A 25998-nucleotide genomic window follows, 5' to 3' on the forward strand; every position below is an offset into this window, starting at 1 on the left:
GTTGTCTGTAGGAATAATGAAAATAGTATAAATCTATCAATACCAGCCAACGCTCATTCTCGTAAATAGTTAACACTTCATCGCTTACGTTGAATTTTATCAACTGCTTCTTCATACTTCCGTTAGCGCGAAGATAGTCAAACCTGCTTCCACTAATAATGTGTGTTACCGAATGAGGATTGTAGTGGTAGTAGTACTTTCCATGACAGCAACCCACTTTCTTAGAAAACAGATAATGCAGTCGTGTACTGTTGTCATCACTGTAGGTTTTACACGTGTCATCGTACGGAAACTGTTTGAAGAGGAAGGTTTTCGCTGCATAAACGCCATGTATTTTCCAGGTTAAACTGTCTTTGAAAGCTTCGTATCCAGACCTTTCTTCAAAAAAGTCCATGGCATACTCCTGTGCGGTTGAATTGTCACCTCCAATAGTGATGAGCTTGAAAAGCACACAGTCTACTTGTGGATGCTTGTCAAAAACCTGTAAAGCTCGTTCTAAAGCATCTGGCGCAAAATTATCATCGCAATCTAAAAACGTGGTGTAACGAGCGTTGATATGCCGAATTCCTTCATTGCGTGCATGTGCTGCTCCATAGTTTTGGTCTAGATGATGAATCTCAATCCGTTGGTCTACAGCTGCATACGATTGTAATATTTCCCAAGAATTATCCGTAGAACCGTCGTCTACACAAATCACTTGAATGTCTTTGAGGGTTTGTTGCAGCAACGAATCCAAGCATCTTTTCAGATACTTGCTACCATTATAAACCGCCACCAATATGGCAAATGATGCTGTTTTTTCCACACTCGTGTTTTTAAATATGTCCACAAATCGGTAATTTTCCTCCATCTACGCACTGACAGCCACATACCCAGAGCAGCACAAGCGCTGGGCCATACCCTCGACACCGAGAAAATGAGCCAACAATTTGTTGCGAACAGTGCCTACTAAGATAGCAAGACCTTGTAACACCACCAGCGTATTTTAATACATGGGTATAGGTTTTGTTGCGATTCTCGTTTATCATCTTAGGATGAACGAATAAAAACAAATTTTATTACGTTTCCGATGTTGAACTTTTGTTTCAACACCGAACCAAGCGTATATGTCAATTAAATAGCGTTTTATTTTTCAATTTTTGGCATTTTAACCGTTCAGTTCGTAGAAGGAGAATTCGGAAAATGTGAAATGATCGTCTTTTTATAGTGTGATTATGTGAAAATACATGGCAAAGTTGATGTGATAATGTGAAATAATTACGGTTCATCCTACATGTGGAGTGAAGATCGTTATTATTCTGTCACCTCATTTCCTAGATTAACCTCTTTTGCATTTGTTGTTCACCAACATTACGCTTAAACGAAAGGCTGCGATAGCTTTTGATGATACTGATTGCTTTCCATCTGATAGCAATAAGGATAAATAAGATAAGAATCTAACAATCAATCAATTGCAAACACTTGAAAACAATCGGAGCAAACTCATTGAGTTTGGCCTCCAATCTCAATGACTTTAACCGCCAATGTCATGCACTTTGGACGTCAAACTCAATGCTTTTGATTTTGCATTGATATCAGTTGTAAACAAACACAGTTATCTCTACACCCGATACGAGTATTTTTTTATATTTTTATAGGCACAACCAAACTAAAAACTTTGCACTATGAAAAAGGTATTATTCACACTGCTGCATTTGATGACAAGCACTAATGAAAGGACAAAAAACAACCGGCCTGTAGGCAATGGTACAATGAAACAACCTAACGGTTGTTCAAATTCTTGAAGCAGCCATCGAAAGCAACAGGACAGGGAAAGCCATCAAATTGTAGCTTCAGAAGATGGCCTAAGACTTTTCACGCATACTAATTTATGAGGATTGATATCCAATAAAAGCCCATTTCATCGGGAGTTGTATCATTATTTTTAGGTATTTTATACAATGCATCGTCATTTGCAACTCTGTTGCATATTAAATTTTGTATTTTTGTGCATAAGATAGAGAGACAAAGATGAAGTTATCAGAGTTAAAAACAGGCGAAACAGGGGTTATTGTTAAAGTTACTGGTCATGGTGGCTTTCGCAAACGCATCGTTGAAATGGGCTTTATCAGCGGGAAAAAGGTTGAAGTGCTATTGAATGCACCTCTGAAAGACCCGGTAAAATACAAGGTGATGGGTTACGAAGTGTCACTCAGACACTCCGAAGCCGATATGATTGAGGTAGTATCACTTGAAGAGGCCCGAACGCAAAAACCAGCTGAAAACAATTACCAAGGAGCCATTTCTGATGACGATTGCGACGACATCCAGCGTGAAACAGAACGACAAATCCGTGCTGTTGCCATGCAGAAGAGCCGAACCATCAATGTAGCCTTAGTGGGAAACCCTAACTGCGGGAAAACATCGCTGTTCAATTTCGCATCCGGTGCACACGAAAGAGTGGGCAATTATTCGGGTGTCACCGTCGATGCCAAGGAAGGTCATGCCAGTTTTGAAGGCTATGAGTTCAACATAGTTGACCTTCCCGGCACTTATTCGCTTTCGGCTTACTCGCCAGAAGAGCTATATGTAAGAAAACAAATCATAGAGAAAACCCCAGATGTAGTCATCAATGTCATAGATACTTCAAACCTGGAGCGGAACTTTTATTTAACGACACAACTCATTGACATGCACCTTCGTATCGTCTGCGCATTAAACATGTACGATGAGTCGGAAGATCGAGGAGACCAGATTCATATCGACAAGTTGTCCGAGCTTTTCGGTATCCCGATGGTCCCTACCGTATTTAAAAATGGAAGAGGTGTCAAAGAGCTGTTTCATCAGGTTATCGAGACATACGAAGGCATGGAAGATGCCCAACCACAATTCCGCCATGTACATATCAATCATGGGCATGAAATAGAGCAAGGCATTGCTGACATCCAGGCTTTCTTGAAGCAAGACGAAAACATACGGCAGCGCTACTCTACTCGATATCTGGGCATCAAGCTGATGGAACACGACCATGATGTGGAAAAAATGATTGGCTCCCTACCCCAGGCAGACAAGATATTTGCTGCCAGGGATAAAGCTGACAGACGTGTAAGGGAGGAAACAAATACCGACAGCGAGACAGCGGTGATGGATGCGAAATACGGTTTTATTCACGGAGCGCTGAAAGAGGCTGCCTACCAGACTGGAAACAAGAAAGATACCTACCAGCTTACGCACTGGCTGGACAGCTTTATCACGAATAAAGTTTTGGGTTTCCCTATCTTTATAGCTTTGATGTGGCTGATGTTCGAAGTAACCTTCTCACTCGGTCAATATCCCATGGACTGGATAGAATCTGGCGTTGCCTGGCTGGGACAGACCATTTCAACCTATTTTCCTGACGGCCCCATCAAAGACATGCTTGTCGACGGTGTCATAGGGGGCGTAGGTGCCGTCATTGTCTTCTTGCCACAAATATTAATTCTGTACTTCTTCATCTCTTATATGGAGGACAGCGGATACATGTCTCGTGCGGCTTTCATCATGGACAAGCTGATGCACAAGATGGGATTGCACGGCAAATCGTTCATTCCTCTCATCGTGGGATTCGGCTGTAATGTGCCCGCCGTGATGGCAACACGAACCATTGAAAGCCGTAAGTCAAGGCTCATCACCATGCTTATCTTACCCATGATGAGCTGTTCGGCCCGACTTCCTGTTTATATCATGATCATTGGCACGTTCTTCTCGGCTCAGTATCGGTCAACAATGATGATGTCGCTGTATCTCATCGGCATCCTCATGGCCGTCTTTCTGGGCTGGTTGTTCAGCAAATTCGTTATCAAGGGCGAAGACACCCCCTTTGTGATGGAACTTCCACCCTACCGTCTACCAACCTGGAAAGCCATCACCAGACATACTTGGGAGAAGGGGAAATTGTATCTCAAGAAGATGGGTGGCATCATCTTGGTGGCCAGTATCATTGTCTGGGCATTGGGCTATTTTCCCCATAACGAGCATCTGTCCAGGGCTGAACAGCAAGAACAGAGCTACATAGGGCGCATTGGCAAGGCCATAGAACCAGTATTCAGGGTGCAAGGTTTTAGTTGGAAACTGGATGTGGGCATCGTGGCAGGTGTTGGAGCTAAGGAAATCGTGGCTTCAACGATAGGTGTGCTCTATTCGTCAGAAGGGAGTGTTGATGAAGATGACGCAACATCAGATGAACCCGAGAAGTATTCACGACTGAGAAAACAAATGACAACCGATGGCATCACACCCCTAACCGCTTATGCCTTCTTGCTATTCATCCTGTTATACTTCCCCTGCGTGGCCGTGATTGCTGCCATCAAAGGCGAAACAGGCAGTTGGAAATGGGCATTGTTTTCGGCCGGTTACACCACTCTTCTGGCATGGATTGTGTCAGCAGCCTTCTATCAAATAGGAAGTCTGTTTATCTCATAGTTGCCTATTCTTGGACTGTCCAACATTAATTTCAAAAAAATAAACGAAATGTTTGGCATTTTAAGAAAATCAATGTACCTTTGCACACGCAAAAAAGAAACTTGCACCCTTAGCTCAGTTGGTAGAGCAACTGACTCTTAATCAGTGGGTCTAGGGTTCGAATCCCTAAGGGTGTACTTCTTTCTACGCTTGCACCCTTAGCTCAGTTGGTAGAGCAACTGACTCTTAATCAGTGGGTCTAGGGTTCGAATCCCTAAGGGTGTACAATCAATATAAAGGTAAATCAATAGGTCTGAATGAGGACATTTTGATTTACCTTTTACTTTTTTCTTAACTTCGCACCATCAGCTGAAGTTCAATTTTCAACGACATGATGACAAAATGATAAGGAATGTAAGCTAGCAGCTTTATGCTGAAGTACCAGCAACTTTTGAAAACAAGCGGTGAAGGGGAAAGAAAAACGCCTGCAAACCATAAATAGTTTACAAGCGTTTTGTTACTTTGTAGTCGGTACGAGAATCGAACTCGTATGCCAAGATTGAGAATCTTGTATCCTAACCGTTAGATGAACCGACCGTTTTGCAAATGCATCTTGGGCGGAAGCGGGGGGATTCGAACCCCCGGTACGGTAACCCGCACGTCAGTTTAGCAAACTGGTGGTTTCAGCCACTCACCCACACTTCCCTTCCTTTTCATCGTAAAGGAGAATGCACTTTGTCTCAAATGCGGTTGCAAAGGTAATGGTTTATTTCTGAATACCGCAACCTATGTAATGAAAAAAGATTGATTTTAAAATTTATTAACAAGTAGATTTCAGCGCATATTATCGTCTACAAACGACAACGGAAGCAGATCTTTCACACTTCTGACACAATATATTTTCTGGGTACCGTATAAAAGAATTTTGATAGGTTTTTTGTATCGGTCTTCTATCTCCAGTATAACCTGTCGACAAGCTCCACAAGGTGTGATGGGATTTGGCAAAACGCCTTTCTCGTTCCGGCCTGCAATGGCCAATGTTTCAATGGGACTGTCGGGATAGTTGGCTTGAGCCGCAAAGACAGCAGTACGCTCTGCGCATAAACCTGATGGGAATGCAGCATTTTCCTGGTTGGCTCCTATCACCATTTTTCCATTTTCAAGTCTTAAAGCGGCACCCACATAGAAGCGACTGTAATTTGCGTAGGCATTGTGAGTGGCCTTGATGGCGGCCTGAACCAACTCTTGGTCTTGTGGTGAAAGTTCATCAAGCTGATAACTCTCAATCGAAATATTAATGTCAATCTGTTCCATGCATGTTAGGGTTTAAAGTATTCATAGGCGCCGATATCCGGCAGTTCATCTCTCTTTCTGCCATCCCTGTCCAAGGGTAAGGATGTTGCTTGGTTGGCCTTTCCTATGGCCAAAGATTTTTCTCGCAATCTGAAATCATACCTCAGGCTATCTGTGTCAATCAAAAGGAAATTCTTGTGACCAGCCTGGATCGTATCTTTTACATCTTCGTATAGCACGTTTTTAAAACAAACACTATCTGCTGACTCTTCACGAGGCATGCGTAGCAGACAGTTCTCGAAGGCGAAATGCAACTGAGCAGCATCTTTTCCAGGGTTTCTCATCACCTCATTGGCGGAATAGCCCGTAACAAGTGAGTTGTTACAAACGAATTGTTTTAAGGGTGAAGACGTCGAACTCAGTCTTAGAGCCACACCTCTGTTAGAGTCAAATGGGTAAAATTGCGCCAAGGTACAGCCGTTCATCATCACATCGCCGCCATTAATTGAAACGCAATCGTTGAGGGTATTGCTGAAAACAGAATTGTTGATGTAAACTTTCGAATGACGAATCAGCAAGCCATATCCTTGACAGTTGTGGATGGTAGAATTGGCCATGATCAGTTTTTGCTTGGCTATGTCGGCAGAATCGATAATCAAACCATTGTATGCGCCATGGATATCGGCGTACGAAATGGTGTTTTCGTTGGACGAAGGATAAATATGTATTCCCTGCCACTGACCACTCAGCCCATCATAAGGCAGGTAATCGAACATACGATCCAGTCGGTTGCCACGCAAAACAACTTCATTTTGCGGTTCTCCCTCAATGGACAGTCGGCCATAAACATCAATGCCTGCACGTTGATCGAAATACAATGTCGTACCGGCAGCTATGCGCAAAGTCTTGTTTTCTTCAACAGTCAGCTTTCCAAACACCACAATGGGCTTGGTTCCTGTCAGTACAGTATCGTTCATAACATGATGGTTGCGCAAGAAAACGGCATCCCAAGCATAAGCATTCAGATTAACTTTTTGTTCCTTTCCATTCTCCAATGCAAACACAATATTGTCTTCAATGCGTTGCGCCACATCGGCATGTTTAGCCGGAGCGGTTAGCTCTACATACACGCGAATGCTATCATTCTTCCTAATCTCAATCTCTGACGTTGCATATCCCACATCTTTACCTAGGTAAATACCGTCTACATTGACTCTAAAACCTGTCTGATTGCCCCGTTCTAACCTAACCTTAGAACATCTAATGCCTTCTCCTGAATGGTTATAAACCCAAAATGATTTGGCTGCCGAGGGAATATTGGAAAAGACGGTATCAAGTTTGATACTGTCAGAAGAGAATGTCAGCAAATGATTAGGTGATGAAGAAAAGGTATCTTCATCATGACATGCGGTGAAACCAATCAGTGCCAACAAGCAAACTATAATAGACAATCGAATATTCATTAATGAATAAACGCTAAAAGTGATTATTTATTTTTGAAAGACCTAATAAAGTATTGACAAGAAATGTAAAACAAGCAATGATGAATGCAAGTGATGCAGTATGGAAATGTTTAAATTATCTCACACAACTTTTCGTAGCTCATCCCAACAAAGTCTTTAATAACCATATCAGATAATGGCTTGACAGTTTCAATAGAGTTTGTTGTTGCCAGTCCACAAACCTTCATTTGAGCGGCCTTTCCCGCCTTCAATCCGTTGATACTATCTTCAAATACAACACATTGGTTGTGCGAAACAGCAAAATGAGCAGCTGCTGTAAGGTAACAATCTGGTTCAGGTTTACTTCGTTTAAAGTCCTCACTGGTGAAGATTACGTCAAACAACGTTGCAAATTCTGGATGACATTGATATACATTTGCCATTTTTTGTTGGTTGCTACTTGTTACAATGGCCGTATTAACGTGATGCTGTTTCAGGTCTTTGATAAAGGCAACAACGCCTGGGATGTATGCGTAATCCATATTTTTTTCAAACTCAATGAGTTGATTCTCTATTTCATGTTGAACCTTCTCTTCATCTTTAAAATATCGATCGAATATCTGAGTCAGTGTCTGTCCCTTGATAAGATGGGCAAAATGCGGTATATCAGGTTTGTAAACCTTACCTATCCGATCCCAACAAACGGTATACTGAGACTCGGTATCCAGTACGACTCCATCTAAATCAAAAAGTGCTGTGTTAAACATTATTTACCTTATTTTATAGAATGACATGTCAAAGGTACAAAAAATATTCGTATTTTTGCACAAAAAAGAGAAGATGAGGAATCTGTTGTAGGTCATTGTCCTCGCCCTTTTTGCATCAGGATGTGATGACAATCACAACAATGTGTTAAAGAGATACGGTTTGCAAGCCATATCCTTTGCGATAGATTCTACCACGTATCTGGCAAACAACGCTCACTCCCCCAAGTGTGAAGTATCCATCCAAATGCAATGTATGCGAGGAAATAACGCTCCCAAAATCAACCAAGCGTTGATTCAATCTGGTTTTCTGGTGACAAATAGCTTATCTCAGACAAACGAGTCAACCGACATGGAGAAGACCCTGCGTACATTTGTAAGCCAATATATAGATGAATACATCAATACTTATAGTCCGCTTTACCGTGCAGATTCTGTCAATCCAACCACCTATAACAGACGTTATCAACTGAAATCAGAACTCCAAAATAACCAAAAAGACATCCTTACATACATCATTTACTTGTCAACAGCAGTGGGATCGTCACAAACATCAAATCAAACAATCGCAAAAAACTTCAACTTGAAGACAGGAGAGCTAATCACTTTGTCAGACCTGTTCATTGAGGGTTATGAAGAATCTGTAAAAGACATCATTCTTGAAAAGCTTCAAAAATGTTTGAAAAATCATCGAACTGGATTCCAGAAACAGGAAGAAAGATTGAAAGATGGCGATATTTACATCACTGATAATTATGTCATTGGCAAGAATAAAATAACTTTCATCTACTGTGAAGATGAGATTGTGCCCCATGAATATGGCGAGGTGAGGGTTGATTTAAGCAAATCTGAATTAAAGAAATACTTAAAATGAACATAGAAGCGATACTGAAATATTTCCCTTCGTTAACCGAAGAGCAGAAAAAACAATATGGCATGCTTCAAGAATTGTATAGCGATTGGAACGCAAAAATCAATGTCATTTCACGCAAAGACATTGACCATCTGTATGAACATCATGTTTTGCATTCGCTGTCTATTGCCAAATTGATCGGTTTCATCGATGAAACAAAGGTTTTAGACCTAGGGACAGGAGGTGGATTTCCAGGCATTCCCTTGGCCATTATGTTTCCAAAATGCAGCTTCACGCTCATCGATGGAACGGGGAAAAAAGTTAGAGTGGCCGAAGAAATTGCCCATTCCATCGGTCTAAAGAATGTCACAACCAAGCATATCAGAGGCGAAGAAGAAAAAGGTCTCTATGATTTTGTGGTGAGTAGAGCCGCCATGTCTCTCCCCGACTTGGTCAAAATCGCCAAGAAGAACATTTCCAAGGAGCAACGAAACGCTCTGCCCAACGGAATCATCTGCTTGAAAGGTGGAGATCTTGACGCTGAGACGAAACCGTTCAAACGCATCGTTGAGACCTGTCCGATATCCAATTGGTTTGACGAAGAGTGGTTCAAAGAAAAGAACATTGTCTATCTGCCACTTTAATTTCATAAAAACAACAACACTAAAAGACGATAATTTATGCTCAATATCAAATGCTTCGAGTGCAATATGCTGCAGGAGAACTGCTATGTAGTCAGTGATGAAAGCAAGGAGTGTATCATTATTGATTGTGGGGCCTTTTATGAAAAAGAGCAGAAAGCCATAGCACAATACATCGAAGCTCAAGGTTTAGAACCTGTCGATTCCATCGCTACGCACGGACATGTCGACCACCATTTCGGCGATCAGTTTGTCTATGAAGAATACGGATTAAAGGTGAAAGTTCATCGGGCAGACGCTTTTCTGATGCAACTACTGCAAGAACAAGCTGAAGCATTTGCGGGTGTTAAGCTATCTGACGATTTCCCAAGTGTGGGTCAGTATCTCAACTCAGATGATACCATATCCTTTGGATCACACCAATTCACACTGATAGAAACTCCAGGACACACACCTGGAAGCGTGTTCTTTTATTGTCAAGAAGAGGATGTTGCATTTTCAGGTGACACGTTGTTTCACTTATCCATCGGAAGAACTGATCTTCAAGGAGGCTCCATGTTCCAAATGATTCAGAGTTTAAGGATGCTTTCACAGCTTCCTGACAACACTAAGATATACCCTGGACATGGAGAACCAACAACAATCGGCACTGAACTCGCAGGAAATCCCTACATGGATCGCTAAAACGAATACGCAATGACAACCCTCCAACAACAGCAAATCAAAGAAAAAGTGATACTGGGAATAGATCCTGGTACCAATGTAATGGGTTATGGCGTCATTAAGATTCTTGAAAGAAAGCCTTCCATGGTGGCCATGGGGGTGATTGACATGCGAAAAACTGATGACCCTTACCTTCGATTGGGACATATTTTTGATCGTATCACTGGCATTATTGATGAATATTTACCCGATGAAATGGCCATTGAAGCACCTTTCTTCGGAAAAAACGTGCAGTCGATGTTAAAGTTAGGACGTGCCCAAGGGGTGGCCATCGCTGCAGCTATTCACCACGATGTACCCATTCATGAATATGCTCCGCTCAAGATTAAGATGGCTATAACAGGTCAAGGTCAGGCCAGTAAGGAACAAGTGGCGGGAATGCTTCAAAGGCTTTTGAAAATCAATCAAAGCGAAATGCCACATTTCATGGATGCCACAGATGCCCTCGGGGCAGCCTACTGTCATTTTCTTCAGATGGGAAGACCCAGCGTCGACAACAAGTACCACGGCTGGAAAGACTTTATCAATAAGAATAAAAACAGACTTTCACACCCGTCTACCAAGTAACAGAACAACAAAAGAACATTCAAAAAATTGATAACCACCCAATTATATCAAATTAAGAACAAGAACAAAAAAGATAAGAGAATTATGAAAAAAATCATTATGCTATTCGCTTTCACCTGCACGTTTGCAGTGAATGCCATGTCACAAGAAATCTACAAAGAAGTAAATCGCATCATGCACCAGGCTGAAGCCATTAAGAATGATACGAAAAGAAACTTGGAAGAGCGGAAAATTGCCACTTTCAAGGCCGATGCCATCTTCTACCTTATTTCAAAGGCAGCGCAAAACGACCATTTCACCGAGTTGGAATTGGGGAAACAAACCAATGCCATGATTGACTTTGTCAACAGCTATGTCAAGCGGTTGGCTCGCTCATCCAATAAGCAGGACAAAGAAATCTTGATGGCGCGATTCAAGAATGCCACCGTTCAAAATCCATTATTCAACGATCCTGAGAAAGAAATCACCTACGCATACGTTGACAATGAAAAATTCATCACGCAGTTTTCCATTGACACCGATTGGGTAAAAGCATTAAATGCAGTGAAATAACAAGAGGTTGCAACTAAGGTATATATAAAGCCCATTAGGTACATTGGTACTCACTTTTTCTGGTGATAATGAAAGTAGTACCAATAAGTTTTCCCATAGATATCCCGAATTTTGGTTTGTCTGACCATCTTTTCGGGATATTTTTTTTCCAAATCCTGATAATCTTTGTAATCCGCATCTGCCACCGCATCATGATATACCAGCTTTGGATTTGAACGCGAATGGGTATAAAGCACTAATGCCTCACGATAATGTTTAGGCAACAAGCTGTCAACATGATAGTAATGAGGAAGATGAACCACAAACTTATCCAAATTTTTATCTAACAAATAGCCACATAATAAATAATCTTTGGCTGGGTTCTTCGCCTTTCTGCTCGCCGTGATGAGTTCCAAATAGCGCATGACAGGCATCTGTCGCTTAGGTACGACACCGATGTAACGGTATACATCATTATCCGGTGTCATCAGCATTCTTACCGAACTACCATTGGGCAGCAGCGATTGAGACTCTCCTATCAAAGGATATTCAAACAGGCTCTCCCCCATTTTATGCGTCTTTGACAAGCAATAGGCACGCAGCATCACCAGGTTTGAATCGGTTTTCAAATTGTTTTTCCCAACCTCCAGCGCATCTTTGTATTCCTCGTTGACAATCGCTTGTTCTATTTTGGCTCGCTCATGAAAAACCACATCATGATTGCTGAACAAACCTACCAGCACAAACATCACGCCCAGCGCCATGATATTTTGCCACAAGAGATGCACTAGCCCTTCATGCGCTTTTCCTTCTTCCACTTCGTGCCTGTTTCTCTTGAGAACCCACATCAGGCCTCCATAGGCCAACAGCAGCAAAGGTGCCGCTATCCACCACCATCCCAATGAGAAGTGACGGTCAATATCATTACTGACATCAGTCAGAATCGTCAGCAGTAGTAATGAGGGGAAAAAGGTAAGCGAGAAGCCTATTCCTGAAGGACGACATGCATAAGACACGCCAAGATGCACCAAATAGAGCGTCAAGGTAATCAATACCGCACCGACACCGGCATGGTAAGCGGTTCTTCCTCCCGACAGTACATGTTGCGCCACGGCCAAAACATCAGCTTGGTACACATACAGATACACGAAAGTAAAGCAACAAAAGAGAATGCTGCTCACCCAACGTATCAATAACGTATCATTTAAACGAGTTATAGACTGTGTGACCAAGAGGAGATATTTAGCGTTTCTTCAAAACCATGGCACTGCGTGCCGGGATGTATAATTTAAGCCAACCCTTGTTTGCTTCTTTGTACAGAGGGTCGAAGTTGGTTAAATGCTCCACGCTGTCGTCAGTCAAACCATGACCTCCAAACTTGGGATTATCCGTATTCAACACCACCTGATAGCTTCCTGCCGGAGCGAGAAAGCCGTAATCAACAAACGATTGGGAGGGTGAGAAATTAAACACAAACACCAAATCTCCACGCATGTAGCACAGAATTTGATCGCCATCATGATGCCAAATTTCCTGAATCGCCGTTTTGTTGAATCCTTTCTGTGATTTCAACAGGTTGACCATCGCGCGGTCGAAGTCCCCCAAATAATGATAATCCAGCTCCTGATTGTCCACCAGGTTCCACTGTCTTCGAGCATATTTATGGCTCCATCCATTTCCTTCTCTTGGAAAATCAATCCATTCAGGATGTCCGAACTCGTTACCCATGAAGTTAAGGTAACCTCCATTCATCGTGGATGCAGTGACTAACCTAATCATCTTGTGAAGTGCTATACCCCGATGAACCAGGGCATTTTCATCACCTTTCTTGAAATGCCAATACATGTCAGCGTCAATCAGCCTGAAGATGATGGTTTTATCACCAACTAAGGCCTGATCATGACTTTCGCAATAAGAGATGGTCTGCTCGTCAGAACGCCGGTTTTTGATTTCCCAAAAGATGGAGCTGGGTTTCCAATCTTCATCCTTCAGCTCTTTGATGGTCTTAATCCAGAAATCGGGTATGTTCATGGACATGCGGTAATCAAAGCCCAAGCCGCCATCTTTTACCTTGGCCGCCAAGCCCGGCATGCCGCTAACCTCTTCGGCAATAGTTATCGCATCTGGGTTCACTTCATGAATAACCTGGTTTGCCAATGTCAGATAACAAATGGCATCACCGTCCTGGTGACCATTATAATAATCGGAATAGTTGGTAAACGCCTCTCCCAACCCATGGCTATAATAGAGCATCGAGGTGACTCCATCGAAACGGAACCCATCGAAATGGAATTCTTCCAACCAATATTTGCAGTTGGACAGCAGGAAATGCATCACCTCATCCTTGCCATAATCAAAACACAAACTATCCCATGCAGGATGTTCGCGTCTGTCACTAGAACAGAAATACTGATTAGGATCGCCCGCAAGATTACCCAGTCCTTCCAACTCATTCTTGACGGCATGACTATGAACGATATCCATGATGACGGCCACGCCCTGTTGATGGGCTGCATCTATCAACTCTTTCAGTTCTTCCGGTGTACCAAATCTCGACGATGCTGCAAAGAACGAGCTGACATGATAGCCAAAAGAGCCATAATAAGGATGCTCCTGTATGGCCATAATCTGTATGCAGTTATAACCAGCTTTCACGATACGCGGCAGCACATAATCCTTGAATTCGGTATACGTACCAACCTTCTCGGCATCCTGCGCCATGCCTATGTGGCATTCGTAGATAAACAACGGATCTCTGGAGGCTTTAAAGTTGGTTGTTTTCCATGCATAAGGCTCCTCTGGACACCATACCTGAGCCGAGAAAATCTTAGTGTGATTGTCTTGCACCACGCGGTTCACCCAAGCGGGAATGCGCTCACCCTGACCACCTTCCCAATAAACATGCATCTTGTACAGATCACCATGGTGAATGGAAGTCTTGTCCATCATCAGTTCCCAGTTGCCCGTTCCCTCAATACGTTTGGCGGCATATTCAGGCCGTTCTTCCCAGTTGTTGAAGTCGCCAACCAGATAAATGGCCGTAGCATGGGGTGCCCACTCTCTGAACACCCACCCTTCTGCAGTTGGATGCAAACCAAAATAATGGTGTCCCGATGCAAATTCGCTTAAGGTCAACTTTCCGTTTTGTGTCAAACGTCTCTGCGTCACCATCGCATGCTCATGCCTGCCGCGGATGGCGTTGGCGTAAGGTTCCAGATAGGGATCATTCCTGATGATACCCAACTCACTCGCTACCTCTTCTTTATGTTTTTTTTCTGCACCTTTTGGGTGGTGTGACGTTTTATTTTTCATGATAGACCTGACTTAATATAGGATGATGATATATATGAAATGTCTAATCTACATAACGGCGACCTCGCTCGTAGTGACCTCGTGTGATCACCTTTCCGTTGCGGTCTTTCTCTACAAACTTGCCATCTCTGGCATCGTCTACATACGACCCTTCAAATCTCTTGCCGTCTTTAGTTTCTTCTATGGCAGGGCCGTTGCGCTTACCATTCTTGAACGTACCCTTGTATTTGCTGCCGTCGGCATAATGAATAATCACTTCACCATGCACCTTCCCGGCCTTAAAGTCACCTTCAAAAACATCACCGTTCTTCTTCACCAGCTTCCCCTTGTCGTTCTGCAAGTCGTTTTTCCACAACCCAGTGTAGCGGTCGCCATTGGCCCATGTCATCGTTCCCACACCGTTTTTCTCGCCATCTCTGAACGTTCCGGTATATTTGTCACCGTTGGCCAAACGGAAGATGCCTTCTCCGGTTCGTTCGCCGTCAACGTATTCACCTTCGTACAAGTCGCCGTTTTGGAATTTATAAATACCTTTTCCGTTCTGGATATCGCCCCGCCAGTCGCCTGAATAGACGTCGCCATCAGGGTATTTGTAAAGTCCTTTTCCTTCACGCACATTGTTCAGCCACTGACCGTCATAGCTGGAACCATCGCCCCAGTCAAAGTATCCTTTGCCACTTTTCTCGTCATCTTTCCACTGCCCTTTGTAATAGGCACCGGTAGAAAAGGTGTAAGTTCCTTTGCCTTGGCGTTTGTCTTGATACCAATTGCCCTCATAGCGGTCACCATTATAATAATACATCACACCGTGACCTTGCTGATAGTCGCGAAACCACAGTCCTACATACTTGTTGTTGTTTGCGAAATAATAGGTTCCCCGGCCATGTTGCTGGTTTTGAAACCACTGACCTTCATATTTTTCTCCATCGGCAAACGTATAGATGCCATACCCCTGCCGTTTGCCTTTTACAAACTCGCCCTCGTAAGTGTTGCCATTGCTGTAAAGTACGTTGCCCTTTCCCTGAGGCTTGCCGCCAGACATTTCGCCTTTGTATTGTCCAGTGACGCGAGCTTTGCCCTCGCCTTCGGATATCATACAAGAACCCAAGGTGAGTTTTTGGGCAAAAACATAGAATGGAAATAGTAACAATATGATAGATAATAGTTCTTTCTTCACGTGATAACGGGTTTTATTGTACCGTCCAAAAGTACTTATTTTTAGTGAGACAGCAAAGACTATTAGTATTATTTAGTATCTTTGTGCGTCTTAAATTAGATTTTTTATGAAGTTTACAGGTATCATACCGGCGCGCTATGGGTCGTCCCGTTTCCCCGGAAAACCGTTGGCCATGCTGGGTGGCAAGACCGTTATCCAACGGGTGTACGAGCAAGTTTCACAGGTTTTGGAAGACGCTTTCGTCGCAACTGACGACCAGCGCATCTTTGATGCCGTCACTGCTTTTGGCGGAAAAGCGGTGATGACCAGTGCTAACCATCAAAGTGGAACGGACAGAATTGAGGAAGCTGTAGAGCAATTGGGGCTGACGTGTGACGTTGTGCTCAACATTCAGGGCGACGAGCCGTTCATTCAGCGACAGCAAATAGAAACGTTGTGCCATTGCTTCGACAACTCCAAGACGCAAATAGCAACGCTGGGAAAACGGTTTGAAAGCCAAAAGGCGCTGGAAAATCCCAACTCGCCGAAGATTGTGGTGGATAAAGATGGGTATGCGCTGTATTTCTCAAGGTCGGTCATCCCATTCATCAGAAACAAAAAAGGTGACGAGTGGATGAGCCAATATCCTTTTTTAAAGCATCTGGGTATATACGCTTACCGCAGAGAGGTTCTCAAGGAAATCACCCACTTGCCCCAATCTTCGCTGGAATTGGCCGAAAGTTTGGAACAGTTAAGGTGGTTGCAGAATGGTTACCGCATCAAGGTTGGGCTCACTGACATTGAAACTGTTGGAATAGACACGCCTGAAGATTTGGAGCGGGCCGAACGCTTTTTAGGCCACTTTCAGCAGGTGAGATAACAATGTCATAATGTTGGATTTTCAATAGCATAGACTTTGGCCTCCAAAGTCATGGAGTTTGGGGTTCAATTGCATTGAGTTTGAGCGCAAAACTCAATGCAATTGAACTGCCTGCGTATAATCATGGTTTACAATTAGTTATGAACACCGTTAACATCTGATAAGATGGTGTTCAGTTGCGAAGCATTTCAACTTTTAAAATCGTTTGCGTGTCTTTTGTCATCTTATAGGGATCGGCCAGCCTCTCCTCCACTACCCAAAGTATATGACCTTGATGGTCGATCAGCACCAGTTGCTGCCGTTTCTCAAACAGCGACATCTTGCGGTCGGTCATGTAGTCGCTCAACAATTTGGTTCCTTTCATACCGAAAGGCTGGAAGCGGTCGGCCGGCTGGACGGGTCTAAGTACTAATGGAAAACTTACTTGGTTAAAATCCATGTAGGCACAGCGTTTGTCCTTCACGGTTTGAGCCGATATGGGTGCGGTGGTGACGGAAAGCCTCACTTTCAACTTAGCATCGTAGCGGAAAACACCTGGTTCGAGAATGGTGAGTGGCTTCTGTGGTTCATTGTTGCGCTGTGCCAACACCAGTTGGTCGCGGTCAATCAGCAACTCGTGTGTCTTGGATGTCCACACTCTTCCGCTGCCATTGTTTCTATTTTCATAAATGTTGTCAACCTGCTTGGAGGTGAATTGATAGTTTTTCAGTAGATACCACAATATGTATTCGTGCGTAACCTCCTTCAGGGGGAAACACCAATAAGGTCCACGGGGTTTCCACTGGGCCACCCGTTCCATCCACCCGTCAAGGATGCTCACGACATCAGCCAGGCGCTGGGCCGTTTGCAAGATATTTTGCTGTGCCGCCGGATTGATGCTTTCCAAATGCGGAATCACTTCCAACCGCATTTTATTGCGCTGAACATCTGGCACTAAATTGGTGCTGTCTGTGATATAATTTTGTTGAATAGTTTTCAGGTAATCCGTTATCTCTTTGCGACTTACACAAAGTAGTGGTCTGTATATGTAATCGTTTTTAGGCGCAATGCCCGTCAACCCATGAATGCCCGTTGAGCGAACCAGGTTGATTAGAATGGTTTCTACGCTGTCGTCCTGATGATGACCCACACACACGCCACCAGCACCCATGGCCTTACAAAGGTTTTTGAAATGGGCGTATCTCAACTCGCGCGCCGCCATTTCAATGCTCACATGATGCAACTGGGCATAAGAGCGTGTGTCAAAATGCGCCAAATGCAGGGGAATTTCAAGTTTTTGGCACAACTCTTGGCAAAAAAGCTCGTCCCTATCCGACTCTTCACCGCGTAAACGAAAATTGCAGTGGATGGCTTCTAAGTGGTAACCCAGTGCCTTCAGGCAGCGAAGCAGGCACACGCTGTCGGCTCCACCAGAAAGGGCTACCAGATACAACTCATCTTTGTGAAGCAACGATAAAGATGAGATATATTGCTGAATATGATGCTCAAACTTATTCAACGTACAAGACGAGGCCCTTCAGATATTCTCCTTCGGGATGGTAAATATTGATAGGATGGTCGGCTGGCTGGTGCAATTGGTGCAGAATACGAACCTTGCGCTTGGCCTGGGCAGCCGCGGTGAACACAGCATTCCTGAAGTTTTCTTTCGTTACCACCTGCGAACAACTAAAGGTAAACAGTATTCCACCGGGCTTAATGCGCTCGAACCCCTTAACGTTCAGTCGGGTGTAGCCTTTCAAAGCATTGCGTAGCGCCGCCCGATGCTTGGCAAAGGCGGGAGGATCCAACACTACCAAGTCGTATTGTGCATCGTGAGCATCGAGATATTTGAACGCATCGTCACAGAAAGCCGCATGCCTGGCATCCGACGGGAAGTTCAACTTGATGTTCGCATTGGTCAACTCTACAGCTTTAGCACTGCTATCAACCGAATGAACGAGCTTGGCCCCACCGCGCATGGCATACACGGAGAAGCCTCCAGTGTAGCAAAACATGTTGAGTACCGAGCGGTTTTTGGCATATTTTTCCAGCAAAGTACGGTTTTCACGCTGGTCTACGAAAAACCCTGTCTTTTGCCCTTTCAACCAATCCACATGGAATTTCAATCCGTTCTCGATAGCCACGTTGTCATCACTGCCACCGTAGAGGAATCCATCTTGTTGGCCCAATTCGGCTTTGAACGGCAAAGTGGTCTCGCTTTTATAGAAAACATGCTCGATACGACTGCCCATCACGCTCCTGAGAGCCTCACATATAGGCAGTCGTTCAACATGCATGCCAACACTATGCGCTTGCATGACGGCCGTTTTTCCATAACAATCAATGATTAAGCCAGGCAATAAGTCGCCTTCACCATGCACCAATCGGTAGGTGTTGTTTGTTGGATTGTCAGCAATACCAATGGCAATGCGCATGTTCAAGGCAGCTTTTAGTCTTGATTCCCAAAACTCTTGATCAATGGTGATGTCCCTAAACGACAATACTCGCACAGCGATGGAGCCAATTTGGTAATGTCCTATCGCAATGAACTCTCGGTTAAAGGTCACTACTTTGACAAGTTCGCCTTCTTCAATTCCATCGTCCATCCGAAGGATTGCACCAGAAAATATCCAGGGATGGAAGCGTTTGAGCGACTCTTCTTTACCCTTTTTAAGCTGTATGGTTTTGGTTGTCATCTTTTACTTGTTTAGTGTTATTTTCTTCTTCGTCAGGTATGAGCGTATAATCGCCAGTTTCTTTCAGCCTAAGAATTTCTTCATGCAACATGATACAGGCCCATGCATCAGTGGCTGCGTATAACTTTTGTTTATCTGTGAGGCTCTCCTGGTCCCAATTGGTGAGGCGCTGACGCTTGCTAATCTTTTGATGAAAGATGTTTGCATACAACTTCTGAAGACTTAAATCTTTGATTCCGAGTTCACCGACAATATCTTGTAAATCAATGAAATATCCTTTCTTAAATTCTGATCTTCTATGCAACATCAACAAGTCGTCATGCCACGACAATCCAATCATCTTGGTTTGCGTGTTCTCCAACAAAAGTTTGATGGCTGGAGTGATGCCTAACATATTAAGACGGAACAAAAAACAAACCTCCTTGGTAGCAACCTGAAGCAAAGAAACTTGGTAAGATTGTCCTTTTCTGAATACGGGGCGCGTTTCGGTATCTACACCTAAAATGTCTTGAGTCAACAAGAATTTCACCGCTTTTTCTGCCATTTTTTCAGTGGTCACGACAATGATTCGACCTGAAAATAAAACTTGTGGGAGTGTGTGGATGGCTTCCTTGTTGAATTTGCTATAGATAATTCTCTTCATAACCCGTATTCTTATCAATTGCAAAAATAGAAAAAAGTTATCAAAACGTGAAGGATTCTGACATATTTACGCTATTTTTGCATTCAAATCACATAGACTTGATATGGGAATAAAAAGGAAAAAGCCTGAGCGAAAACCTAAGAATGTGGGTGAAGCTGTAGGCTTTCAAAATATCTTCAGCAACGAAAAAACAGATTTTCTCTTAGGTGCTATCCTATCGGTCATTGCGCTGTACGTCATCGTTGCAATGGTTAATTATTTTTATACGGGACAGGCAGACCAAAGTATCCTGGAGGATTTGCGGCCAAGAGAATGGATGAATGCTGATCGTACCTTCTCAAATTATTGCGGAAGTATCGGTGCTATCATCGCTTATACGCTGATTACAGTCAACTTTGGTATTCCCGCATTTCTGATACCTCTGTTCATTATTTTGTTGGGACTTAGCTTGATGAAAGTATACAAGATTAACCTATGGAAATGGTTTCTTGGCATGACGCTCGTCATGATATGGAGTTCTGTCACGCTTGCCAAGTTTGCTACGCCGCTGATGGGTGAGCTTGTGTTCAATCCCGGTGGCCGGCATGGCATGTTCTGCGTACAACAATTAGAGAATTTGGTAGGTCCTCCTGGATTAACCGCCATCTTGTTGTTGGTGGCACTGGCGTTTTTAACTTATTTAAGTGCCGAAACAATAGAAGTGATTCGAAAGGCATTGAACCCCGTGAAGTACTTAACTCGTAAGATTCCATTCACGGTAACGAATCTTACCCGTCATGATAACACTGCTTCTGCGGTTAAGTCAGAGGAGGAAGATGAGGCTCAGACCATTGACAACACGTCATCTGCTGATGCTGATGACTCAAAGCCAACGGTGGTAGATTTAACGGATGTGTCCAAATTTACAAACACCTCTACGAAAAAATCCAACGGAAAGACTGCTTCCACACAGCCTTCAAGTGAAGACGGGGCATCACATCTGACGGTCGAAGTGGCTGCTGAAGATGAGAAAGCGTCTGGCAAGACATTGACAGCTGAAGAGGTCTTGAAGACGCCTATCAACCCTAAAGAGCCTTTCTTGAAGTATAAATATCCCGGACTTGACTTGTTAAAGAAATACGAGAGCGACAACAAGCCATTGGTAGACATGGACGAAATCAAGGCTAACAATGCTCGTATCGTAGAAGTACTCAACAGTTTTGGTGTTTCAATCCGTGAGATTAAGGCCACTGTAGGCCCAACTATCACCCTCTATGAGATTACACCAGCCGAGGGAGTGCGTATCTCTAAAATCAGAAACCTGGAGGATGACATCGCTTTAAGCCTTGCCGCATTGGGAATACGTATCATCGCTCCCATCCCAGGAAAGGGCACTATTGGTATCGAAGTGCCCAACAAGAAGCCGACCATCGTATCCATGGAAAGCATTTTGAACTCTAAAAAGTTCCAAGAGTCAACCATGGAGTTGCCTTTAGCCATAGGAAAAACCATCACCAACGAGGTTTTTATGGTGGATTTAGCAAAGATTCCCCATCTTTTAGTTGCTGGTGCAACGGGACAAGGAAAGTCTGTTGGACTGAATGCCATCATCACTTCGCTGCTCTACAAGAAGCACCCCAATGAGTTGAAGATTGTCTTAATCGACCCCAAAAAGGTGGAATTCAGTGTTTACTCACCTATTACAGACCACTTTATGGCATCAGCTCCTGACAATGATGATGAGCCTATCATCACAGACGTGACGAAAGTTGTCAGGACGCTTAATTCACTTTGCACCTTGATGGATCATCGCTACGACATGCTGAAGATAGCCGGAGCGAGAAATATCAAGGAGTATAACAAGAAATTCATCAATCACCAGCTAAACTTAACCAAAGGACATGAATACATGCCCTACATCGTTGTTGTGATTGATGAGTATGGTGATCTGATCATGACTGCTGGAAGAGAGGTTGAAGCCCCCATCACTCGTATCGCACAGTTGGCCCGTGCCGTGGGCATACACATGGTCATCGCCACTCAACGACCCACTGCCAACATCATTACCGGTAACATCAAAGCCAACTTCCCAGGCAGAATGGCCTTTAAAGTAAGTGCCATGATTGACTCGAGAACCATCCTTGACCGTCCTGGTGCCAACCAGTTGGTTGGACGAGGCGACCTGCTTTTCCTCAACGGGAACGAGCCTGTTCGTGTTCAGTGTGCATTTGTTGACACGCCAGAGATTGAAAGAATCAATCAATTTATAGCCAGTCAGCCCGGTCCAGTGTCACCTTTGGAGTTGCCTGAACCTGCTGTTGACGGAAAAACAGGTAACGGTGGTGCCGGAGGTGGCGACATACAAAGTCTTGATCCCTTCTTCGAAGAAGCGGCTCATGCCATCGTCACAAGTCAGATAGGCTCAACCAGTATGATACAAAGGCGGTTCTCCATCGGGTACAACCGTGCGGGAAGGCTCATGGATCAGCTTGAAGCAGCGGGCGTTGTTGGTCCCGCTCAAGGAAGCAAACCAAGAGATGTGCTGGTGCAAGACGAAGCTTCACTCAATTCAATTATTGCTGTCATCCATTCAACATAAAAGAAAATATAAAATGAAAAGATATCTATTTTTAAACATACAGAGAGTAATCGTATTCCTATTTGCAGTCACTATTTATACGAATGCAAACAGTCAAAGTAATTCGCAGACCCGAAAAATACTGGATAGGACAGCCCAAGTGGTTGGAAGAGCAGGTGGTGCGAGTGCCAACTTCACGATTTCAAGTGCGAAGATGGGAAAGACTTCCGGTACAATTGCCATCAAGGGCAACAAGTTTCATGCACGAACACCCCAAGCCATGGTGTGGTTTGACGGCAAAACGCAGTGGAGCTACATGAAGAGCACCAACGAGGTGAACATCTCTACCCCATCGCGTTCGCAGCAAATCTCCATGAATCCCTACACCTTCATCAATATGTATAAGGCGGGATATCAACTGAGTCACCGAGTAAAGGGAAACAATTACGAAGTACACATGGTTGCCCAAAACAAGAACAATGGCATACCAGATATGTACATCTACATCAACAAGCGAACCTACAGTCCGTCGCAAGTTAAGATTAAACAAGGGGGTAGCTGGACCGTCATCAACATCATCAACTTTAAAGCCAAGAACCTTCCCAACAGTACTTTCGTATTCCGATCGAAAGACTTGCCGTCTGCCGAGGTCATTGATTTGAGATAGCCTGCATTAAGCTAGCGAACAAGAAATCACCTATCAATATTTTACCACATGAAGTCAATGGAACAATCACTGTTGTTAGCAGGTTTCAAACAACGATTTGACTTGTTCAAGATGATTTGGCGTCATCGGAAACTTGCCGAGAAACGCAATTTAAGTTTTGAACAAAACAAGGCTGCCAAGTACGTCATGTGGGGAATGACCATTTTTGGGTTCGTTTATTTTTGCTTCATCGCCATTCTTTTTTCATTGGCAGCCAATGACAGCCGCTCCTACACCCCAGTTGAATTCGTTTGCGGAACAGTTCCTTTCATCCTTGTGCTTGATTTTTTATTTAGATTTGCCTTCCAAGAAATCCCCGCACAGCTCATCAAGCCCTACGTTCTGTTGCCCATTTCGAAGTATGCTTGCATTGACAATTTCATCGGAACATCACTTCTTTCTGGATACAACTTCACCTGGTTCTCCTTTTATGTTCCCTATATACTGATGTCGGTTGTCTTCAGTTCTGGTGTATGGGTATCACTCGGCGTGTTATTCTTCTTTTGGCTACTCATGCTGATCAATACACAATGGTATTATATAGCACGAACCTTGATCAATGACAGTGCACTTTGGTGGATATTGGTGGGCGTGGTTTATGCCATCATGGCCATGCCCTGGTACCTAGGTCAGCATGCCAGCCTGGAGCATCTGTTTGACTTTTATACTGGCATAGGACATTTCTTCACAGACGGGAGCCTTCTCCCCTACCTCATCCTTGTAGCCTTATTGGTTCTTCTTTTCTTCCTCAACCGACGCATCCAGTATGCACACATCCTGTCAGAATTGATGCATTTAGAAAAAACGAACCTGCACCGTGTCAATAAGCTTTCGTTCTTTGAGCGATTTGGACAAACAGGTCTTTACCTACAACTTGAAGTAAAAACCCTATTGCGCAACAAGAATCCCCAAAAAAGCTTCATTACCTCCGTCAGTGTGGTGTTGCTATTCTCTGCATTGCTCTCTTTTACAGACATCTATGACAGCGGTGCCATGGTCTCATTCTTGGGTTGTTACAACTTTGTTGTCTTTGGTGCGGTGATGCTGACACGCATCATGTGCAATGAAGGCAACTACATTGATTGTCTCATGGTACACCAGGAAAACATTCTATCGCTCCTCAAAGCGAAATATATATTCTACTGCGTTATGTTGTTAGTACCATTCCTGTTGATGATTCCAACAGTCGTTGTCGGCAAATGGTCTTTACTCATGCTTCTGGCTTATGCTGTATTTACGGCAGGTTTTCAATATTTCATCCTTTTCCAAATGGCCGTCTACAACAAGCAAACCTTACCGCTCAACACCAAATACATAAGTAAGGCCGGAATGGAAAACAACTACAGACAGCTGGTTGTCACCATGGGATGTCTCTTTGTACCCAGCATCCTCATTACCACGTTGAGCGGTTTCATGAGCGAACAACAGGTCTATGCCTTCATGTTGGTCGTAGGCGTAGCTTTCATCGCCACCAGTAAGTTTTGGCTACGCAACATTTACAACAGGATGATGCGCAAGAAATACCAACTGCTGGAAGGCTTTCAAAGCTCACGATAACGCTGACACACAAATTGGAGCACTAGCCTAAAACTTCTCTGCGGCCAATCCTCCTTCGCTGGTTTCTTTATAAAGCGAAGGTAAGTCGTGTCCTGTTCTCTTCATCACTCTCACCACCTTATCAAACGACACACGATGTTTGCCGTCTGAAAACGAGGAGTATAAGTTCGCATCCAATGCTCGGGTTGCGGCAAAAGCGTTGCGCTCGATACACGGAATCTGAACCAAACCACATACCGGATCGCAAGTCATACCCAAATGGTGTTCAAGTCCCATCTCGGCCGCATACTCTATTTGCATGGTACTGCCACCAAACAACTGGCACGCTGCCGCTGCAACCATAGCGCAAGCTACGCCCACCTCGCCCTGACATCCTACGTCAGCGCCAGAGATAGACGCATTGTGCTTCACGATGTTGCCAAACAGTCCGGCCGTGGCCATAGCGTGTAGGATGCGCGTATCACTGAATTCGTGTCCCTTGGCCAAATGATACAACACCGCTGGCATCACACCAGATGCACCACAGGTGGGGGCTGTGACAATAGTTCCACCGGAAGCATTCTCCTCACTCACCCCCAGTGCGTATGCATATACAAGTCCACGTGTTTGCAAAGACCTCTTGTACCCCGTCGCCTTCACATAGTAGCTGGGCGCTTTTCGACGAAGATTCAGGGGACCGGGCAGCACTCCTTCATGATTGATGCCTCGTTCCACAGCCGCTTTCATCACGTTCCAACATTCCATGAGATAGTCCCAAATATCATCACCTTCACACATGGCGACATATTCCCAGTAACTTCGACCATTGGTTTCACACCATTTCATAATGTCCTTCATGGTGTTCAGATCGTACACATCCTGGGTATTGAACAGATCATCATCCCCTTTTCCTTCCGACAAGGCACCGCCACCGACACTATATACCACCCAGCTGCCCAACAGTTCCTGATGGTCACCAAAAGCTTTGAACTCCATTCCGTTGGGATGGAATGGAAGAAATATCTTGGGCTTCCACACTATTTCCAACTTATGGTTCACTCCCAATACGTCAATGATAGCCACGTCGGTCATGTGCCCTTTGCCCGTTGCGGCCAAACTGCCATAGAGCGTCACTTCGTAACTATGGGCATGAGGATATTTCTCCAAGAATATCTTTGAAGCCAATTGAGGTCCCATGGTATGACTGCTGGAGGGTCCCCTACCTATTTTATACAATTCTTTCAACGATTTCATAACTTCACGTTTGTTTTTGATCGACTCAAATCGATGTCTTGATAAC

21 protein-coding genes and 4 tRNA genes are annotated in these 25998 nt (G+C 44.0%); 12 read left to right on the top strand and 13 right to left on the bottom strand.

Going from position 1 to position 25998, the window contains the following annotated elements; genetic code table 11:
* The coding region (locus tag HMPREF0650_RS10175) for a glycosyltransferase family 2 protein (protein WP_004350564.1) at positions 1-805 on the bottom strand (805 nt) is incomplete at its 3' end.
* Positions 806-2010: 1205 nt separating this feature from the next.
* Here HMPREF0650_RS10175 and feoB point away from each other — a divergent pair.
* The 3 genes from feoB to HMPREF0650_RS10190 all read left to right on the top strand — a co-directional run bounded on the left by feoB (position 2011) and on the right by HMPREF0650_RS10190 (position 4704).
* Positions 2011-4440: a ferrous iron transport protein B gene (gene feoB, locus HMPREF0650_RS10180; RefSeq protein ID WP_004350565.1), complete on the top strand. Its 2430-nt coding sequence runs from the start codon at positions 2011-2013 to the stop codon at positions 4438-4440.
* A gap of 103 nt (positions 4441-4543) precedes the next feature.
* Positions 4544-4616, top strand: a tRNA-Lys gene (locus HMPREF0650_RS10185).
* 15 nt (positions 4617-4631) lie between these two features.
* A tRNA-Lys gene (locus HMPREF0650_RS10190) sits at positions 4632-4704 on the top strand.
* A 240-nt stretch (positions 4705-4944) separates the two neighbouring features.
* Here HMPREF0650_RS10190 and HMPREF0650_RS10195 read toward each other — a convergent pair.
* From HMPREF0650_RS10195 to HMPREF0650_RS10215, 5 genes are all read right to left on the bottom strand, one after another.
* Positions 4945-5016, bottom strand: a tRNA-Glu gene (locus tag HMPREF0650_RS10195).
* A 21-nt stretch (positions 5017-5037) separates the two neighbouring features.
* Positions 5038-5124, bottom strand: a tRNA-Ser gene (locus HMPREF0650_RS10200).
* A gap of 129 nt (positions 5125-5253) precedes the next feature.
* Complete coding sequence (gene cdd, locus HMPREF0650_RS10205; RefSeq protein ID WP_004350566.1) at positions 5254-5733, bottom strand: cytidine deaminase; 480 nt, start codon at positions 5731-5733, stop codon at positions 5254-5256.
* Positions 5734-5738: 5 nt separating this feature from the next.
* Entirely contained in the window at positions 5739-7175 is a 1437-nt protein-coding gene (locus HMPREF0650_RS10210; RefSeq protein WP_004350567.1) for a right-handed parallel beta-helix repeat-containing protein, read from the bottom strand.
* A gap of 110 nt (positions 7176-7285) precedes the next feature.
* The gene (locus HMPREF0650_RS10215; protein WP_004350568.1) at positions 7286-7921 is read right to left on the bottom strand and encodes an HAD family hydrolase; all 636 of its coding nucleotides are present in this window, start codon (positions 7919-7921) and stop codon (positions 7286-7288) included.
* Positions 7922-8174: 253 nt separating this feature from the next.
* Here HMPREF0650_RS10215 and HMPREF0650_RS10220 point away from each other — a divergent pair, with 253 nt between their 5' ends.
* The 5 genes from HMPREF0650_RS10220 (at position 8175) to HMPREF0650_RS10240 (ending at position 11254) form a co-directional block, all read left to right on the top strand.
* Positions 8175-8792 carry a DUF3298 domain-containing protein gene (locus HMPREF0650_RS10220; RefSeq protein WP_004350570.1) on the top strand — a complete coding sequence of 206 codons (618 nt, stop codon included), beginning with the start codon at positions 8175-8177 and terminating at the stop codon, positions 8790-8792.
* The gene (rsmG, locus tag HMPREF0650_RS10225; protein WP_004350571.1) at positions 8789-9415 is read left to right on the top strand and encodes a 16S rRNA (guanine(527)-N(7))-methyltransferase RsmG; all 627 of its coding nucleotides are present in this window, start codon (positions 8789-8791) and stop codon (positions 9413-9415) included. The genes HMPREF0650_RS10220 and rsmG overlap by 4 nt, the downstream gene beginning before the upstream one ends.
* A 36-nt stretch (positions 9416-9451) precedes the next feature.
* The gene (locus HMPREF0650_RS10230) at positions 9452-10096 is read left to right on the top strand and encodes an MBL fold metallo-hydrolase (RefSeq protein WP_004350572.1); all 645 of its coding nucleotides are present in this window, start codon (positions 9452-9454) and stop codon (positions 10094-10096) included.
* 12 nt (positions 10097-10108) lie between these two features.
* On the top strand, positions 10109-10702 hold the full coding sequence (gene ruvC / locus HMPREF0650_RS10235; protein ID WP_004350573.1) for a crossover junction endodeoxyribonuclease RuvC: 594 nt from the start codon (positions 10109-10111) through the stop codon (positions 10700-10702).
* 84 nt (positions 10703-10786) lie between these two features.
* Complete coding sequence (locus tag HMPREF0650_RS10240) at positions 10787-11254, top strand: hypothetical protein (protein WP_040563170.1); 468 nt, start codon at positions 10787-10789, stop codon at positions 11252-11254.
* A gap of 50 nt (positions 11255-11304) precedes the next feature.
* On the opposite strand, the gene HMPREF0650_RS10245 is transcribed toward HMPREF0650_RS10240, so the two are convergent.
* The 3 genes from HMPREF0650_RS10245 to HMPREF0650_RS10255 are packed head-to-tail and all read right to left on the bottom strand — an operon-like array spanning position 11305 to position 15722.
* Positions 11305-12426, bottom strand: coding sequence for a DUF6057 family protein (locus HMPREF0650_RS10245; protein WP_004350575.1), 1122 nt, complete (start codon positions 12424-12426; stop codon positions 11305-11307).
* A 49-nt stretch (positions 12427-12475) separates the two neighbouring features.
* Positions 12476-14545 (bottom strand): alpha amylase C-terminal domain-containing protein, encoded by a 2070-nt coding sequence (locus HMPREF0650_RS10250; RefSeq protein ID WP_004350576.1) that lies wholly within the window; start codon positions 14543-14545, stop codon positions 12476-12478.
* Between the two features lie 43 nt (positions 14546-14588).
* The gene (locus HMPREF0650_RS10255) at positions 14589-15722 is read right to left on the bottom strand and encodes an MORN repeat-containing protein (RefSeq protein WP_004350577.1); all 1134 of its coding nucleotides are present in this window, start codon (positions 15720-15722) and stop codon (positions 14589-14591) included.
* 106 nt (positions 15723-15828) lie between these two features.
* Here HMPREF0650_RS10255 and kdsB point away from each other — a divergent pair, with 106 nt between their 5' ends.
* Positions 15829-16581, top strand: coding sequence for a 3-deoxy-manno-octulosonate cytidylyltransferase (gene kdsB, locus HMPREF0650_RS10260; protein ID WP_004350578.1), 753 nt, complete (start codon positions 15829-15831; stop codon positions 16579-16581).
* A 172-nt stretch (positions 16582-16753) separates the two neighbouring features.
* Here the strand turns inward: kdsB and tilS are convergent, their stop codons facing one another.
* Genes tilS through HMPREF0650_RS10275 form a run of 3 tightly spaced genes read right to left on the bottom strand, consistent with a single transcriptional unit; the run spans position 16754 to position 19899 of the window.
* Complete coding sequence (gene tilS / locus HMPREF0650_RS10265; RefSeq protein ID WP_004350579.1) at positions 16754-18079, bottom strand: tRNA lysidine(34) synthetase TilS; 1326 nt, start codon at positions 18077-18079, stop codon at positions 16754-16756.
* The gene (locus HMPREF0650_RS10270) at positions 18072-19256 is read right to left on the bottom strand and encodes a class I SAM-dependent rRNA methyltransferase (protein WP_004350580.1); all 1185 of its coding nucleotides are present in this window, start codon (positions 19254-19256) and stop codon (positions 18072-18074) included. The genes tilS and HMPREF0650_RS10270 overlap by 8 nt, the downstream gene beginning before the upstream one ends.
* On the bottom strand, positions 19231-19899 hold the full coding sequence (locus tag HMPREF0650_RS10275; RefSeq protein ID WP_004350581.1) for a 3'-5' exonuclease: 669 nt from the start codon (positions 19897-19899) through the stop codon (positions 19231-19233). Before HMPREF0650_RS10275 ends, HMPREF0650_RS10270 begins: the two co-directional genes overlap by 26 nt.
* A gap of 103 nt (positions 19900-20002) precedes the next feature.
* On the opposite strand from HMPREF0650_RS10275, the gene HMPREF0650_RS10280 reads away from it, so the two are divergent.
* The 3 genes from HMPREF0650_RS10280 to HMPREF0650_RS10290 are packed head-to-tail and all read left to right on the top strand — an operon-like array spanning position 20003 to position 24719.
* Complete coding sequence (locus HMPREF0650_RS10280; RefSeq protein WP_004350582.1) at positions 20003-22477, top strand: DNA translocase FtsK; 2475 nt, start codon at positions 20003-20005, stop codon at positions 22475-22477.
* A 13-nt stretch (positions 22478-22490) separates the two neighbouring features.
* Positions 22491-23123 carry an outer membrane lipoprotein periplasmic chaperone LolA1 gene (lolA1, locus tag HMPREF0650_RS10285; protein ID WP_040563172.1) on the top strand — a complete coding sequence of 211 codons (633 nt, stop codon included), beginning with the start codon at positions 22491-22493 and terminating at the stop codon, positions 23121-23123.
* Positions 23124-23180: 57 nt separating this feature from the next.
* Positions 23181-24719 carry a DUF5687 family protein gene (locus HMPREF0650_RS10290; RefSeq protein WP_050774871.1) on the top strand — a complete coding sequence of 513 codons (1539 nt, stop codon included), beginning with the start codon at positions 23181-23183 and terminating at the stop codon, positions 24717-24719.
* A gap of 27 nt (positions 24720-24746) precedes the next feature.
* On the opposite strand, the gene HMPREF0650_RS10295 is transcribed toward HMPREF0650_RS10290, so the two are convergent.
* On the bottom strand, positions 24747-25952 hold the full coding sequence (locus HMPREF0650_RS10295; protein WP_004350585.1) for an L-serine ammonia-lyase: 1206 nt from the start codon (positions 25950-25952) through the stop codon (positions 24747-24749).
* Positions 25953-25998 lie beyond the last annotated feature (46 nt).

Origin of the sequence: Hoylesella buccalis ATCC 35310, assembly GCF_000177075.1 — a bacterium.
GTDB lineage: Bacteria > Bacteroidota > Bacteroidia > Bacteroidales > Bacteroidaceae > Prevotella > Prevotella buccalis.